This window comes from Actinomyces ihuae (assembly GCF_001457875.1).
Lineage (GTDB): Bacteria > Actinomycetota > Actinomycetes > Actinomycetales > Actinomycetaceae > Pauljensenia > Pauljensenia radingae_A.
On record NZ_CZPX01000005.1, the window covers coordinates 248,487 to 264,214 of the forward strand.

The 15,728-nt window shown below is 59.6% G+C and carries 14 protein-coding genes and 1 tRNA gene; 7 read left to right on the forward strand and 8 right to left on the reverse strand.

Translation table 11 applies throughout. The features are described 5' to 3' along the window. Positions 1-117 precede the first annotated feature (117 nt). The 3 genes from BN3002_RS05805 to BN3002_RS05815 form a co-directional block, all read right to left on the reverse strand. Complete coding sequence (locus tag BN3002_RS05805) at positions 118-1,629, reverse strand: recombinase family protein (RefSeq protein WP_058237073.1); 1,512 nt, start codon at positions 1,627-1,629, stop codon at positions 118-120. A 20-nt stretch (positions 1,630-1,649) separates the two neighbouring features. Then, on the reverse strand, positions 1,650-2,735 hold the full coding sequence (gene ychF, locus BN3002_RS05810; RefSeq protein WP_058237074.1) for a redox-regulated ATPase YchF: 1,086 nt from the start codon (positions 2,733-2,735) through the stop codon (positions 1,650-1,652). 177 nt (positions 2,736-2,912) lie between these two features. Then, entirely contained in the window at positions 2,913-4,031 is a 1,119-nt protein-coding gene (locus BN3002_RS05815) for a 4-hydroxy-3-methylbut-2-enyl diphosphate reductase (protein WP_082628558.1), read from the reverse strand. A gap of 179 nt (positions 4,032-4,210) precedes the next feature. Between BN3002_RS05815 and xseA the strand changes: the two genes are divergently transcribed. From xseA to BN3002_RS05830, 3 genes are all read left to right on the forward strand, one after another. Further along, positions 4,211-5,512, forward strand: a complete 1,302-nt coding sequence (gene xseA / locus BN3002_RS05820) for an exodeoxyribonuclease VII large subunit (RefSeq protein ID WP_058237075.1) — start codon at positions 4,211-4,213, stop codon at positions 5,510-5,512. Between the two features lie 84 nt (positions 5,513-5,596). After that, complete coding sequence (locus BN3002_RS05825; RefSeq protein WP_058237076.1) at positions 5,597-5,881, forward strand: exodeoxyribonuclease VII small subunit; 285 nt, start codon at positions 5,597-5,599, stop codon at positions 5,879-5,881. A 232-nt stretch (positions 5,882-6,113) separates the two neighbouring features. Beyond that, positions 6,114-7,067 (forward strand): PfkB family carbohydrate kinase, encoded by a 954-nt coding sequence (locus tag BN3002_RS05830; RefSeq protein WP_058237077.1) that lies wholly within the window; start codon positions 6,114-6,116, stop codon positions 7,065-7,067. A 15-nt stretch (positions 7,068-7,082) separates the two neighbouring features. On the opposite strand, the gene BN3002_RS05835 is transcribed toward BN3002_RS05830, so the two are convergent. After that, complete coding sequence (locus BN3002_RS05835) at positions 7,083-7,844, reverse strand: isoprenyl transferase (RefSeq protein WP_058237078.1); 762 nt, start codon at positions 7,842-7,844, stop codon at positions 7,083-7,085. A gap of 263 nt (positions 7,845-8,107) precedes the next feature. On the opposite strand from BN3002_RS05835, the gene trhA reads away from it, so the two are divergent. Together trhA and greA are read left to right on the forward strand one after the other, a co-directional pair. Continuing rightward, on the forward strand, positions 8,108-8,791 hold the full coding sequence (gene trhA, locus BN3002_RS05840; protein WP_058237842.1) for a PAQR family membrane homeostasis protein TrhA: 684 nt from the start codon (positions 8,108-8,110) through the stop codon (positions 8,789-8,791). A gap of 204 nt (positions 8,792-8,995) precedes the next feature. After that, positions 8,996-9,481 (forward strand): transcription elongation factor GreA, encoded by a 486-nt coding sequence (gene greA / locus BN3002_RS05845; RefSeq protein ID WP_058237079.1) that lies wholly within the window; start codon positions 8,996-8,998, stop codon positions 9,479-9,481. A gap of 199 nt (positions 9,482-9,680) precedes the next feature. Here the strand turns inward: greA and BN3002_RS05850 are convergent, their stop codons facing one another. Next, positions 9,681-11,189 carry an AI-2E family transporter gene (locus tag BN3002_RS05850; protein WP_058237080.1) on the reverse strand — a complete coding sequence of 503 codons (1,509 nt, stop codon included), beginning with the start codon at positions 11,187-11,189 and terminating at the stop codon, positions 9,681-9,683. 300 nt (positions 11,190-11,489) lie between these two features. On the opposite strand from BN3002_RS05850, the gene msrA reads away from it, so the two are divergent. Beyond that, the gene (gene msrA / locus BN3002_RS05855; protein ID WP_058237081.1) at positions 11,490-12,110 is read left to right on the forward strand and encodes a peptide-methionine (S)-S-oxide reductase MsrA; all 621 of its coding nucleotides are present in this window, start codon (positions 11,490-11,492) and stop codon (positions 12,108-12,110) included. Positions 12,111-12,240: 130 nt separating this feature from the next. Here msrA and BN3002_RS05860 read toward each other — a convergent pair whose 3' ends face one another. The 3 genes from BN3002_RS05860 to BN3002_RS05870 all read right to left on the reverse strand — a co-directional run bounded on the left by BN3002_RS05860 (position 12,241) and on the right by BN3002_RS05870 (position 14,024). Beyond that, positions 12,241-12,639, reverse strand: coding sequence for an FKBP-type peptidyl-prolyl cis-trans isomerase (locus tag BN3002_RS05860; RefSeq protein WP_058237082.1), 399 nt, complete (start codon positions 12,637-12,639; stop codon positions 12,241-12,243). A gap of 42 nt (positions 12,640-12,681) precedes the next feature. Continuing rightward, positions 12,682-13,641 carry a Bax inhibitor-1/YccA family protein gene (locus BN3002_RS05865; RefSeq protein WP_058237083.1) on the reverse strand — a complete coding sequence of 320 codons (960 nt, stop codon included), beginning with the start codon at positions 13,639-13,641 and terminating at the stop codon, positions 12,682-12,684. A gap of 309 nt (positions 13,642-13,950) precedes the next feature. Further along, positions 13,951-14,024: transfer RNA gene (locus BN3002_RS05870), tRNA-Leu, on the reverse strand. A gap of 196 nt (positions 14,025-14,220) precedes the next feature. On the opposite strand from BN3002_RS05870, the gene nhaA reads away from it, so the two are divergent. After that, positions 14,221-15,642 carry a Na+/H+ antiporter NhaA gene (gene nhaA, locus BN3002_RS05875; protein WP_257525502.1) on the forward strand — a complete coding sequence of 474 codons (1,422 nt, stop codon included), beginning with the start codon at positions 14,221-14,223 and terminating at the stop codon, positions 15,640-15,642. Positions 15,643-15,728: the final 86 nt, after the last annotated feature.

The following is a 15,728-nucleotide window of genomic DNA, read 5'->3' on the forward strand; positions in this document are numbered from 1 at the left end:
CCCCCGATACACGAAGGCAGATCTCCCCCGAACTGCCGGCTCCTGTGGCGTTCCTTCGTAGGGGCGTTGCGCACTACAGCACATGCGCGCGATTGTTGACGTGTCACACACTGCAACCTAGTTCCACACGATCTGGACTGATTCGGGGTTAAAAGTCTTGCTGCCACGCACACCACGGCGCAGGCGCACCTGGCACAAGGTGTTGATGACACGGCGCTGCACGGCGAGCTCTGCGTTGTCGAAGGCATCCACGGGCGAGGCGTAGCCGGTTGTGTCGAGCAGCGCCGATGCGCCAGCAAGGCGGGCACGGCGCGTTTCGAGTTTCTCGATCTGCGGCTCATAACGGTTTCGCGCGCGCTTGAGGTCACGGGCCTCGATAAGCTCCTCGTCGTAGTCAGCCTGGACGCGGGCGAGCTTTGCGCGAAGCTCAGCGAGTTCGTCGTCGATGGCGTCGACCTCGTCGTCATCCGCAGTCGGCAACAGGTCTGCTAGGTCGTCACGACCAAGGCGGGCGCGGATCACGGCGAGCACAAAATCATCGACGCTATGCGTGCGCACTAAGCCACAGGCGGCGCAGCGGTAGCGGTCGGCATGCGTGCGCACGGGATTGCCACACTCGTCGCAGACATACAGACCCGAGCCAAGATGGCGGCGAGTATTACGCCGCTCCTTGTTGGTCAGCCGGTCGGGATCATCGAGCACGTTCTGCACGCGCCACCACAGATCGGGTGTGACGATCGGCTCCCACTGCCCTTTCACCGGCTCGCCGGTATCGGGGTCGCGGACGATATGCGTGACACGGCGGTATTTGTTCTTCACGCCTTTGCGCTTGGCCTTCTTATAAGTGGAGTAACCCGCATACACGGGGTTGCGCAGGATCGAGTGCAACGACGTGTAGGCCCACGGCTGCGCGTCGGGAACCGGCTTTTCTTCCTGGCCTTCAGCGCGGCGTCGAGCGTTGCGCTCTGTGACCACGGTGTACATATGGCGCGGCGTGGTCGGGATATCCGGCAAGCCCGGTTGATCGACCCCAGATAAGGCGCGCGCAATGTCGCGCATGGAGTTGCCCCTCTCGACAGCGCGGAACATACCGAGCACGGCGGCGGCTTCGGATGGAATGATCTCGCCGGTGGAGGTGTAGCCGATAGGGCGCACACCGCCGGAGTACCAGCGGCCCTGCTCGGCGCGTTGCTGTTGCGCACGAGACTGGCGCATGCTCTTTCGCTCGATCTCGCCGCGTGCCACGGCTGCTTTGATGCGCGCGTACATTCTGCCGCCGTCGGTGGCAAGGTCAGCATCACCGTTCGCAGTGACGAGTTTCAGCCCCTGCTCCTCTGCCCTGTCGATCCACTCTTCGAGCTGCCAGGGCTGCCGTGTGAGGCGGTCGAGGTCCCAGCAAATGATCGCGTCGATCTCGCCGCGCTCAAAGGACGCCACCATCGCGTCGTAGTCGGGGCGGTCCACGTCCTTCTTCGACGCGGAGATCGACTGATCGACGTAGGTATGCACGACGTCCCAGCCGCGTTGCTCGGCAAGGGCTTCGCAGTCCTGGCGCTGCCGGTCGATGGCGAGGCCGTCCATGGCAGCATCGAGCGAGATACGGAGGTAAATAGCAGCACGTGTTGTCATGCCGCTAACACTAGCGCGCCTCAGGTTACATTGAAACGAAACTCCACCACGTCACCGTCCTGCATGACGTAGTCTTTGCCTTCCATACGCACCCGCCCGTGAGCGCGCGCCTCCGCCATCGAGCCCAGTTCAACCAGCTCGTCGTAGCTAACGACCTCGACTTTAATGAAACCTTTCTGGAAGTCGGTGTGGATGACGCCGGCAGCTTCGGGGGCGGTATCTCCCTGGTGAATCGTCCATGCCCGTGATTCCTTGTCACCAGCGGTGAGGAATGTTTGCAGTCCGAGGGTGCTAAATCCCACGCGCGCCAGCTGATCCAAGCCAGATTCTGCTTGCCCTGACTCTTCGAGCATTTCGCGGGCGTCATCCTCGTCAAGTTCAATGAGTTCGGACTCGAATTGGGCGTCCAGGAAAATGGCGTCAGCGGGTGCGACGAGGGCGCGCAGTTCATCCTGCTTGGCGCGATCTGCCATCCCCTCGGAATCCATATTGAAGACATAGATAAACGGTTTCGCCGTCATCAGCTGGAACGATTTAAGGGCATCCTGGTCGAGCGCTGCTCCCTCGGGCCCGGATAGTACGGTGCCTTGTTCAAGAAGTTCGAGGGCGGCTTTCGCCGTCGCCAGAACTGCCGGATCTGTTTTCTTACCCTTGACCTCTTTGTCGAGGCGAGGGATTTGCTTTTCAAGGGTCTGAATATCAGCAAGGATCAGTTCTGTTGAGATGGTCTCAATGTCACTGGCCGGATCAACTTTGCCTTCGACGTGGACAACGTCGGGGTCGTCGAATGCGCGTGTGACCTGGCAGATTGCGTCTGCCTCGCGAATGTTGGCAAGAAACTGGTTGCCCAGGCCTTCGCCTTCAGAGGCGCCACGCACGATGCCCGCAATATCAACGAATGAGACGGTGGCGTGAATGATCTTTTCTGAGTTGAACATTTTTGCTAGAACGTCCAGACGAGGATCAGGCAGCGGTACCACTCCCACGTTTGGTTCGATCGTGGCGAAGGGGTAGTTCGCTGCGAGCGCTGATGCGCGCGTCAGGGCGTTAAAGAGGGTCGACTTGCCGACGTTGGGCAGTCCCGCAATTCCAATAGTCAAAGACACGTGCCCTATTGTAGGCATTCCTGTGCGCGTATGCGGAAAGCCGTGTCCTGCGCCTCATTCATGTGTGTGCCGAGTGGTCGCGTGCACGCGACCACTCGGCACACACCAGAAAATTCGCGCAGATATCTTGTGGTGAGTCAGCAGCGTCTCGCGCCTTCGTTGCACCGGGCGTCACCGTCAATGCGTGTGGTTCGCACCTGACTGCCGCGGCGCGTGCGGGCGCGCATCGATCAGCCCCGACTTCTTGAGCTCCATACGCAAATTACGCGGCAATGCAAACGTTGTCGTCTCGGTTTCGGTGCGCACTTGCTCAACGTGCGTCAAGCCGCGTTCTTTCAGCCACGCGATGACGTCTCGCACCAACACTTCCGGCACGGACGCACCCGATGTGACACCAACCGTCTGAGCACCTTCAAACCATTCTTCGCGCAGCTCACTTGCTCGGTCAACACGATGAGCTGAACCGGCACCGGCATCCAGCGCAACTTCCAGCAGCCGCACAGAATTCGACGAATTCGCCGATCCCACCACGATCATGACATCAACGTCAGGCGCAATCGACTTCACTGCAACTTGCCGGTTTTGCGTCGCATAGCAAATATCGTCACTGGGAGGATCCGTCAGCTCCGGGAATCGTTCACGCAGCCGGTCAACCGTCTGCCGCGTCTCGTCAACAGAGAGCGTGGTCTGCGAAATCCATACCACGCGCGAGGGGTCACGCACCGTCACCGAGTCAACCTCGTCAGGCGATCCAACGACCTGAATATGGTCGGGAGCCTCACCAAACGTCCCCTCGACTTCCTCGTGCCCCTGATGGCCCACCAGGATAATGTCATAGTCTTCGCGCGCAAAACGCACCGCTTCGCGATGCACTTTCGTCACGAGCGGGCACGTCGCATCGATAGTGGCGAGGTGACGCTCCTGCGCTGCGGCCACCACCTGCGGTGACACTCCGTGCGCGGAAAACACGACCCGAGCTCCCTCGGGAACTTCGTCGACTTCCTGCACGAAAATCGCGCCGCGCTCAGACAGAGTTTCCACCACGTATTTATTGTGAACGATCTCTTTGCGCACGTAGATAGGCGGCCCGTACAGTTCGAGCGCTTTCTCCACGACGTCGACCGCTCTGTCCACGCCCGCACAGTACCCACGCGGCGCAGCGACGAGCACGCGCCCGCCTTCAGGCGTCTGGTCCTGGCCTGATCCGGCCCCACCATCATCTTGCGGCGGCCGTGGGAACGAGGGCGACGGAAGCGACACGGGAGATGCGCGATGCGCAGCGGCGTCCTGATTCATACGTCCAATCTAACGTCTATGACACCTATTGACATCCTCAGCGTAATGAATCCCACGTCACGGCAGCGCTCCACCGTCCGCATCGTCGTGTGATGTGACATCCTTGGATCGTGTCATTTTCACAGCCTCCGCATATGCCAGATGGACGCCAGCCCGGAAGCGGCCGGCCACCCTCGTCAATGAACGCGGGCCAGCCCGGTGCGCGCACGCTCGCCCCCAAGGCAGCGATGACGACGAGGGAGAACCCGTGGCCTCTGCGACTGCTTACTGAGAACATCAAGACCTATGTCGAAAAGATGTCGACACTGTGGGTTGAAGGCCAGATCGTCGAATACAAGCCGCGACCTGGCACTCGTATGGCGTTTTTCGTGCTGCGTGACGTGCAAGCGGATACATCCATGACTGTGACCGCGTTCCCTTCGGTACTGGACCGCACCGGTCCGGGCTTTGAAGAAGGGGCGCGCGTGGTGATTCGTGCGACTCCTGTGTTTTGGGAGAAGCGCGGGACGCTCAATCTGCGGGCTGAGGAGATCCATCTGCAGGGACTGGGCGATTTGCTCGCGCAGATTGAGATGCTGCGCCGCAAGCTTTCGGCCGAGGGCCTGTTTGCTCCCGAACGCAAAGTCCCGCTGCCGTTCGCCCCGAAGGTGATTGGTTTGGTGTGTGGCCGCAACGCCAAGGCAAAAGATGACGTCGTGGTCAACGCGAGCGCACGCTGGCCTGCGATCCGCTTTGAGATTCGTGAAGTTGCTGTTCAGGGCGTGCACGCGGTGCGGGAGGTGTGCGCGGCGATGACTGAGCTGGACGGGCTGAGCCATGTTGATGTCATCGTAGTGGCCCGTGGTGGCGGCTCGGTCGAGGACCTTTTGCCGTTTTCTGATGAGACGATGGTGCGTACTGCGGCAACGATTCGTAAACCGCTTGTTTCAGCCATTGGGCACGAGGCCGACGCTCCTCTGCTGGATCTGGTTGCTGATTTTCGTGCGTCCACGCCGACGGATGCGGCCCGCCGTGTCGTGCCGGATTTGGCGCAGGAGACTGCTGGGCTGACTCAGGCCGCCTCGCGCATGCGTTCTGCGGTTGCGCGCGTGGTAGGCAGGGAGCGCGAGCGTCTCTCGTTGGTCACCTCGCGTCCAGTGATGGTCGAGCCAAGGGCGATTGTCGAGCGCCACGTGCAGGTTGTGGACGGTTTGCGCGGCCGTCTGTCAGTGGCGCTGTCGCGAATGCTGTCCCGCGAGCAGACGGGGTTGGCTCGAGCGATCGGCACGTTGAGGGCTCTGTCCCCTCAGGCAACGTTGGATCGCGGGTATGCCCTGTTGCGCACGCCGGGTGGAGATCTGATTCGCTCCACTGATCAGATAGCGAAAGGCGATTTACTTGAGGGCGTCTTAGCGTCGGGCCGACTGGTCGCTCAAGTGTTCGGCTTCACTCCTGCTACCTCGGATACCTCCGCATCAGAAGATGATCCCCTCGCCAATTAATGCGCAAAGCTTTGTTCATTGTGCCGAGTGGTCGCGTGCACGCGACCACTCGGCACGCACAAGAAAACTGGGAAGGAAAAGTCTATGAGCCAGAATGGCACCTCACCTGTGGAGAACCGGCCGGATGCTTCCACTATGGGATACGAGCAGGCACGCGATGAACTCGTTGAGATCGTCGGTGTTCTTGAATCAGGCAAGGCTCCCCTCGAAGCAACCCTTCAGCTGTGGGAGCGAGGTGAAGCTCTCGCCACGCGCTGCCGCACGATCCTGGACCAGGCTCAATCCCGCCTTGAACAGGCAGACGCCTCAGACCAGCCACACGACGATGCGAGCGGCTCATCTGAACAAGCAGACGGCGCTTTCAGGTAGGCGACCACTCGCGGTCACGTCGCCTCTAGCACCGCCCGAGCGCACACAGCCCCTGGCGCCACATGACCGCACTCCGCCCCGTTCTCCTCGACCATGGAGTCTGCAGGCGTTGCCAATTTCCGCTGCATACCCACATTCGATAGGCTAAGCACAGAACGCACTCGTGCGCTCTTCCCCACCAGTTCGGGCGCACCCGCACAGAAGCGTGTACGTCACCAGTCAGGAAGTTTCAATGGATATCTTGTCTGCCCCGCATATCCTCGCCATCGGCGAGTCTCTCGTGGATATTCTGCACCGCCCCGACCGCCCCGATGATGTTGTGGAGACACCCGGCGGCTCTCCCGCAAACACGGCGATGACACTGGGTCGCCTGGGTCGTCCGATTGTGCTGGAAACGTGGCTGGGCCGCGATGAACGAGGGCGGACAGTGACTGAACACTTCCGCGACTCCCACGTCTATATTCCACCGGAATCTTTCGGCGCAACACGCACAACGACGGCGACCGCCACATTGAATGAGCGAGGTGCCGCGACCTACACCTTCGATATTGAGTGGGCTCCGCGCACGCCTATCCCTGTTTCTCCCAATGCCCGCATCGTGCATGCCGGGTCGATTTCCGCTGTTATTCGGCCAGGTGGCCCCGCCATTCTTGACGCGCTGCACCGCGCACACGATCAGGCCATCGTCACCTACGACCCGAATATCCGCCCCGACATTATGGGCTCACCGGAAGAATCGATCGACACGATCCTCGACTTCGTGCGTGCAGCTGACATCGTGAAGGTCTCAGATGAAGACATCGCATGGCTGACAAATGATGCACCACTGGACGAGGTCGTGTCTGATTGGCTCGGACTTGGCCCGTCGCTTGTCATCGTCACCCGCGGAAGCAAGGGTGCCATGGCTCGTTCAGTGAGTGGCATGCAGTGCGCGGCCACCCCTGCTGATATCCCAGTGGTTGATACTGTCGGCGCGGGTGATTCGTTCACTGGCGGCATTATTGACGCGCTGTGGGGTCTTGGCCTCGTGGGGGCTAACGCGCGCGAAGCGTTGCGGACCCTTGACGAGGCGACCGCAATGAAGATTTTGACGCGAGCCTCACGAATTTCAGATATCACTGTTTCGCGTGCCGGCGCCAACCCACCGTGGCTGTCGGAGCTGAGCGAGTCGGAGCTGAACGACTAGCTCGCCTGCGCGCAATCAGCGCCCCATACGCCGTTCACGTTGCGCATAGGAGCGTAGCGCGCGCAGAAAATCGACGCGTCGGAAGTCAGGCCAGTACGCCTCACAGAAGTACAACTCGGTGTGAACACTCTGCCAGATCATAAAGCCGGATAGCCGCTGCTCACCCGAGGTGCGAATCACAAGGTCCGGATCAGGCTGCCCTTTGGTGTACAGATGATTCGTGATGTCCTCGTCAGTGAGCGAATCAGCAACTTCTTCCAGCGTGCGCCCCTGCGCAGCCGCATCTCGCAGCAAAGAGCGCACCGCATCAGCAATCTCATGACGCCCGCCGTAGCCAACCGCGATGTTGACGCTCAGGCCATCCATATCTTTCGTCGCGTCCTGGGCGCTGCGCAACTCATCGGCAAGATCCTCGCTGAGCAGTGACAAATCACCGACAACACCGATTTTCCAGCGACGCTGAGCGGCCAAGGCGCGCACGGCCTGTCCAATAATGTCAAAAAGCTCGTCGATCTCATGCTGATCGCGCTCCAGATTGTCGGTAGAGAGCATCCATAGCGTGACGATCTCAACTCCGACCTCTTCGGCCCACTCCAAAAATTCTGCAATTTTCCCGGCACCGGCGCGGTGACCGTGAGACGCTGTGGTTCCAATGGAACGCGCCCAGCGGCGGTTTCCATCCAAGATGACCCCGACGTGACGGGGAATCGACCCATGAGCGATTTCAGAGCGTACTCGCCGTTCATACAGGTCGTAGAGCAAATTCCATTGCGCCATCGGGACCTCCCATATGTTCTTGCACCAACTGTATACCTCACGCCTCGAACTCAGAGGGCGAAGGATTGCCCCGTGGATTTCGCCTGTGGAGATTGTGGCGGTCCCGCTACCTAACTTACGGTATCGTAGGGAAGAGGGCGGGGTGGTAGAGGGCGGGGTGGTCATCACGGCCCCATCACAGCGCCACCGCGGCGCCCCGCGGCCTCCACCAACGCGTCACTGTCCCTGCGAGAATGCGAGTTCGGTAAGGAGAGATGTCAGACATGAAGATTGCATCTATTCACCCCACCCAGTGGGTTCCAGAACAGCTCATTAGCGTCAAGCCGCACTTTCGCGGATGGCTCCATCTGGTCGCCACTCCCCTGTCACTGGCCGCCTCGATCGTTCTCGTGTGCCTGGCACCTACCACAGCGACTACATGGGCCTCGGCTGTCTACCTTGCCGCATCGCTCATCCTGTTCGGCATCTCGGCGCTTTACCACCGTTTCTACTGGGCTCCCAAATGGGAGACGCTATGGCGCAGACTCGACCATTCAAACATTTTCCTGCTGATCGCCGGCACCTACACACCGCTGGCTGTCGCCCTCCTGTCCCCGCATGATCAGGTTGTTCTGCTCTCGATCGTGTGGACAGGTGCCATCGCAGGCATTCTCATTAACCTGTTGTGGCCGGCAGCGCCCCGCTGGCTGGCAACGCTGCTGTACGTTGTGTTGGGCTGGACCGCCATATGGTATCTGCCCGCTCTGTGGTCTGGTGGTGGCCCCGCCGTCGTGTGGCTCGTCATTGCAGGTGGTTTGCTGTATACACTGGGTGCCCTCGTCTATGCGACGAAATGGCCGAATCCCTCGTCCAAGTGGTTTGGGTTCCATGAGATCTTCCACTCGTTCACGATCCTGGCGTGGGCGTGTCAATGCGTCGCCGTGTACATCGCGGTCCTGACTGCTTAAGCGTGTGCCGCCAGCGGCGTTGGTTGTTTTGTCGTCATTGACGAGGGTGACCCATGCGCCGTTTCGTCCGGAGATGAAAACGAGACTTTCGCCGCTTTGAATATGGCTTTAGTCGCTCTTATTGTTACACTGACCCCAGTTCATCGTTTTGTCGCTCCGGCACCACACCACGGTGCCGGACTTTTTCATTGAAAGGAAGGAACCATGGCGGACACTCAGTGGCTGACACGAGCCCAATATGATGCCCTCAAGGCAGAGCTGACTGAGAGAATCGAGCAGCGTCGCCCGGAGATCGCCAAACTGATCGATGCGGCTCGCCAGGAAGGCGATTTGAGGGAGAACGGCGGCTACCATGCTGCCCGAAATGAGCAGTCCATGAACGAGACACGAATCCTCGCACTTCAGGAGATGCTCGAGCATGCGGAGGTGGGAGAAACTCCCGCCAACGATGGCGTGGTGGAGCCTGGAATGGTCGTCACTGCAACGGTGGCTGGCCGTGAGCAGAAGTTCCTGCTCGGCTCACGCGATGCCGGCGGCGATCTGGGTATCCAGGTGTTCTCCGCTCGCGCACCGCTGGGTGCAGCGGTGATGGGACATAAGCCTGGCGACAAGCTGACCTATGAGGCGCCCAACGGTAAGACCATCGAGGTTGAAATTCTCGAGTGTGTGCCTTACGGACAAGAAGGATAATTACTCTCCAGACGGGTGCTCCCCGAAAGAGCGGCTGACTGTGTTCAACCGTCTCTTTCGGGGAGTTTGCTATATGAAGGGCCCACGCGCATGCACCTGCCAGCCTGCGAGTGAACGTTTAATTAGAGTTTTGGCTCACCGCGTCGATGCCGGCTCAGCGTGATCGCCGAGCGCATCAACGCTTGCTCGAGGCGTCAGCTCACCGCGTTGAGGAGGATGAGCCTGCTGGGTCGCCCTCGTCGCTGGATGATCCACCCCGGGCTGCAGCAATTTCGTTACTGTCACCCTGCGCTCGATCATCGTCAGCGTGAGAATCATGAGTGTCAGCGTGGCTGCCGCTATGGGAAGTATCCTCGTCTGAATCTGACGTGACGGCTTCGTTCTTGTTGTCCTTGATGCCGTCACCGTCTTCGTCATCATCAGAGGCATAGGACTGCGCGACCATCTCATCCAACATTCCTGGCGGGCCTCCAGGTCTGTCCTCCTGATCGCGAAGGGCGGGTATGGGGTCATATCCGTGCAGGTAAAGGAACGTTGAGTTCAGGAATGCTGCGATCGGCACGCCGAAAAGAGCGCCGGGAATGCCGGCGACCGCGCCGGCACCTGCCACAACCAGCAGGACGGCGACTGGGTGCAGGGATACTGCAGAGGACATGAGCCAGGGCTGCAGAATATTACCTTCGATCTGCTGGACGGCGAGGATGATCAGCAGCATGAACAGTGCGCGCGCCACGCCCTGATCCACCAATGCAACGAGGACGGCAATGGTTCCAGACACCAGGGCGCCAACGATCGGGATGAACGAGCCGAAAAAGACAAGCACGGTGATGGGGATCGCCATCGGCACGCCCAGTGCCCACGCACCGATACCGATACCGATTGCATCAATTGCGGCAACCTTGATCTGCGTGCGCACGTATGCCGACAGGGTGACCCATCCGCGGATCGCTGATTCGTGGACCGGGCGGCGCGCTGGCGCCGGGAACAGGCGTACCACCCATAGCCAGATCCGCCTGCCTTCGCGCATGAAGAAGAACAGGCAGAACAACATAATGAGGGATCCGGTCAGAACTGACGCAAGAGAGCTCGTCAGGCTCAGTGCGCCTGTTGCGAGGGCCGAGGAGTGTGCGCTCAAGAACTGGGTGACTTCTGTGCGGATTGTCTCGATGCCCTGTTCAATGGTGGCCGTCTCAAGTCCGAACGGGCCGTTAGATACCCATTCGACCGCTTTATCGAGACCTTGGGAGGCTTTGGAGACTAGGGACGGGACCTGCCGGATGAGTTGTCCGGCGGCTCCAGCGATGATTGTCACGACGACGAGGAGGGCGACGACCAATCCGGTGGCAGCTGCGGCTGTCTGCGGAAGGCGAACCTTGACGTGCAGGAAACGCACCAGCGGCTCCAGCAGGACTGTCAGAAGGACGGCAATCGCAACCGGAAAGACAATCAGGGACAGTTGGACCGCTCCCCACGCCACGACGGCAACGGCAGCGATAATGATTAGGAGGCGCCACGACCATGCTGCAGCCACACGCACAGACCATGTCACGCCCTCGCTTGCGTCACGAGACCGAGGCGAGACAGCAGGCTCGTGGAAGCTCACGACTTCGTCGTGGTCGCGAGACGATGAATGGAAGCGGCGTCGTGGCCATTTGCCCATCCAGTTATTCAGCCGTTCGGCATACGGCGTGTCGTGGCTTTGCGCCATGGTGATCCTCACTTTCAGTGGAGCGTCAACAGTCAACCTGCATCTGGCTGGCGCAGTTCGCGTCGCGGGCTAGCGTGCCCGACCTCGTCAATAATGCACGGTGTCTCTGATCTGAGGCGGCACGTGCCAGCTCGAGACAGTTCTCATCGTGGGATGTGTGCGAGGAGAGCTTGAGGCACAGGTTAAATGTCGCACGATAGTCTACGTGACATTCATGCTCTTAGCGCAATTAAGGGGAAGCGGGTGGGCATTTACATACGGCAATGAGACAATATCGGCACCAAGAGAAAGCGAGCCACAATGTTTGAGTTCCACAACGCCATCAATGTGCATGATGATCCGAACCGTCACGTTGTCCTGGGAACTCCGCTGGATATGGAACCTGGAGAGGGTCAGGAGCTGATCTATTTCGCTGCTGGCTGCTACTGGGGAGTCGAAAAGATTTTCTGGGAAACACCGGGGGTTGTGGCCACTGCCGTCGGCTTCATGGGCGGGCATGCTGATCATCCAACTTACAGGCAGGTGTGTGCCGGCGGAACCGGGCATCTCGAGACTGTGCGCGTCGTGTATGACACGTCGAAGATTTCCACCGGCCAGATCATTGCCACGTTTTTTGAAATTCACGATCCCACGCAGGGCGATCGACAAGGCGGCGATATTGGCCATCAGTACCATTCGGCGATCTGGACGACCACTGATGAGCAGTACGACCTTGCCGTGCGCACGCGCGAGGCCTACCACGACACAATCAGTGAGCATGGCTTCGGAGCCATTACCACCCATATTGCGACGGCGGCCGATGGCGGGCAGTTCTGGTTCGCAGAGGATTCCCACCAGGGCTACCTGTTTAAGAACCCCGATGGTTATCAGTGCCATTCACGCACGGGCTATGCGTGCCCCGTTCTGAAGTCCCGTTCCTGAAGCTGGCGCTGCTGCTCGGGTCGCTCTGATCTCAGCCGAGGTCTCAGTCTTTTAAATCAAAAGGGTCCTTGCGGATGTGTCCGCAAGGACCCAGTGAATTGAGACGTATCGATGATGCCTCAAGGTGGTGCTAGTGCACTCCCAGAATGTCAGTCACGAAGACCAGGGTGTCTCCACCTTGGATACCTGCCTGCGGTACCCCGTGGTCGCCGTACCCGTATTCTGCCGGAATTGACAGCAAGACGCGTGAGCCAACACGCTGCCCCACCAAGCCATCATCCCATCCGCGGATCACCATTCCCACACCGATCTGGAAGCTCAGTGCCTGGCCTCGGTCATAGGAGTTGTCAAAAACCTGTCCGTTCCACACCTGGCCCAGGTAATGGCACTGAATCGTGTCGCCCGGCTCCACTTCCTGGCCATCACCCGCGCGCAGCACTTCAATCAGCAGCTCATCGGAGGGCTGTGCATCTGTGAATGCGACAGTCGGCTTGCGTCCAAACTCGCCTTCGACGTGAACGTTTTCCATAGTGCGTTGTCCTTACTGTGACGTGTAATGATGAAAGCGAGTCTACTCGCGGAAGTATGACAGGAGGCGCAGAATCTCCAGATACATCCACACGAGAGTCACCATCAGCCCAAATGCGCATGTCCAGGCAAACTTTGATGGAGCCCCCTGCTCGACGGCCACCTTGGCCACCTCGAAATCACCAATCAGGCAAATCGCGCCGATGAAGACGCAGAAGACACCGATGAAGACCCCCAGCGGGATTCCCATAACCGTGATGGAGCGCAGTGACGAGTCGAGCACGCCGGTGATGTTGAGCAGGAACGACACGATCGAGAAGATGATGATGCCGAACAGAGAAATCATGGCAAACCTGGCCATCTTCGATGAGTAGCGAACTTTGCCAGACGCATACAGAGCCAGTGTGACGCCAAAAACGCTCAGAGTACCCACAACCGCCTGAAGGACGATCCCGGGATACACGATTTCCATGACTGATGACACGCCGCCCAGCGCGAGGCCTTCAGCAGCTGCGTACACCATCGTCAGTCCCGGCTTCGGTGAACGTGAGAACGAAATAATCAAAGCCAGCACGAATCCGACGGCCAGGCCGCCAAACATCAAACCAAGCCCCATCGACGGGTTGGCACGCGTGACAGCCCATGCTCCGGCAGCTGCGACAAGCAGAATCCCAAAAAGGATTCCGGTCTTGACGATGACATCGTCGATTGTCAGTCGGCCACGATCCACCGCATCAGCAGACGGCTGGTTGTAACGCTGCTCAAATTCCTCAAACTGGTCCGCCTGCTGGGGGTAACGAGGGTACCCCTGCTGCGTTGCAGTGCCGGCCGAAGCGCCAGCGCCAGCCTGATGGGCGTAAGGATCAGCGTACTGCTGCGACTGGTAATTGGTATATCCGCTGTTGCCGGGGGCATACCCTGGCATTCCTGGATAGCCAGCTGGAGTGGTCTGCGCCGAGCGCGTCTCGTCTTTCACCAGCTTCTTCAACACGGGGTTGGACATTGTGCCTCCTTCTGGCCAGCGCGCCCCGGGAACAGGCGTTGCCGGAAACAGACTGACCCACTACTACCTGTCTTAAGGTTTTCACGTTTGCGGCCCGACCGCTAGCCCATCGGGGTCTTTCTTATTGAGCCGACAGCGAGATCTGGCGATCCCTTTCGGCGCACCTCTCGCCCTTCACCAATCCAAGGCCAGCTCTCCACAGAAGAGTTTCCGAGTCAGAATTCGCATGGGACTCCCTCGTCAATGAACCTGCCGCGTCCGGCAAAGACCCGGCGAGCATCATTTCTGCCGCTTGCGTGCCCGACTCCGTACCCCCAGTCAGATTCGAACTGACAACACATCGATTTTAAGTCGATTGCCTCTGCCAATTGGGCCATGGGGGCATGCCAACCTCACAAGCCTGGCTCATGGCTCGTGACGGCAGCGTGCCTAGTTTACACGCACTTCCGGCCGTCATCCCACACGAGCCGCGCCCACGCCTCGACAACGCATTACCCACACATTGCCTGTGCCTTATGATCGAAGGTAGCCACATCTCCATCACAGCGGTTCCTCGTCGCGAAGGAAGGTTCGATACGAATGACTCTCGGCTCGTCTGAAGAAACTACCTCCACCGGTGGAGCCACACGCGAAAAGCGCGACATGCCTCGAATCCCGTATCGCAGTGATGGGATTGTGCATCGCTCACGTCATAACTTCCCTGGTGCGCGCCTCCAACAACGCCCACCGATCCTGGTATCAGCTCTGCCGCGCAAACGAGTTTATGCATCCTCGTCGAACGCGAGTGTGGGGCACCGTATTCGCAATGCTTTCCAAGCCATTCCGCGATTCCTCGCTGACGAGACGCGAACCGGTTTGCTGCTCATTGTCGTTGCACTCATCGCTCTCTTCCTGGCAAATTCCCCCTGGGAACCGATCTACAGCGCTATTTCGCACTATGAATTTGGCCCTGAATCGCTCGGACTGCATCTGTCAGTTCACGAATGGGCGGCCGACGGGCTACTGACCATCTTCTTCTTCGTTGTCGGCCTGGAGTTGAAGTCAGATTTTGTGACCGGACCGCTGCGTGACATCCGGGAAGCGGCACTGCCCATGTTGGCGGCCGCTTTCGGCATGGTCGGACCTGCCACCATCTATGTGCTGATCCAAACCATCACTGGTTCCGATCACTTCCACGGGTGGGCCGTGCCAACTGCAACTGATATTGCCTTCGCGGTGGCACTCCTGGGGATCTTTGGACGAGGCCTCCCACCTGCCGCGAGAACCTTCCTGCTGACTTTGGCAGTTGTCGACGATCTGCTGGCCATCATCGTCATTGCAGTGTTCTATTCATCTGGCCTGAACTGGCTGGCGCTGGGCGGAGCACTGCTGACGATCGTGGTCTTTGGTTTCCTGGTGCAGCGCCAGATCACCAAGTGGTGGCTGCTCATACCTTTGGCTGTGGTGGCGTGGGCACTCATGCTGAACTCCGGCGTTCACGCGACGATCGCAGGTGTCTGCCTGGGCATGGTTGTGCCTGCCAAACGCATCAGGAACCGCCAGCTCACTCACGAGTTTAATGAGAAGCTCAGTCCGTGGTCAGCGGGCCTGGCTCTTCCCGTTTTCGCATTCTTCGCCGCTGGCGTACCCGTCATGGGTGGCGAGGGTGGCCTGAGCGCAGCGCTAACCGACCCAATCACTATTTCCGTCGCAGTCGCACTGCCGCTGGGCAAGCTGATCGGCATCTGGGGGTCGGTCGCTATTCTGACGCGCTACACCCGCCTGCGCTTGGGCAACGGAGTGGACCTGCCCGACATTGCCGCGATCGGCATGCTGGCCGGCATCGGATTCACGGTCGCGATGCTGGTAGCCGGGCTTGCGTTCCCGGGCGAAACCGAAGTGTTCCATGCTCGCTTCGGCGTGATTCTCGGTACATTTGCTGCCGCGTTGTTGGGGGCTATTGCCCTGCACCAGCGTACAAGCGTGCGCGCCCGTGGAGCGCACGCGTCAAATCAGCACTGAACGTCCGAGCACGGCGATCCGGCACCGAGCGATCGCGGCACGAGGCACAGATCCAGCCTCGGTCAGCACTGCGTGGTTTACGCCGC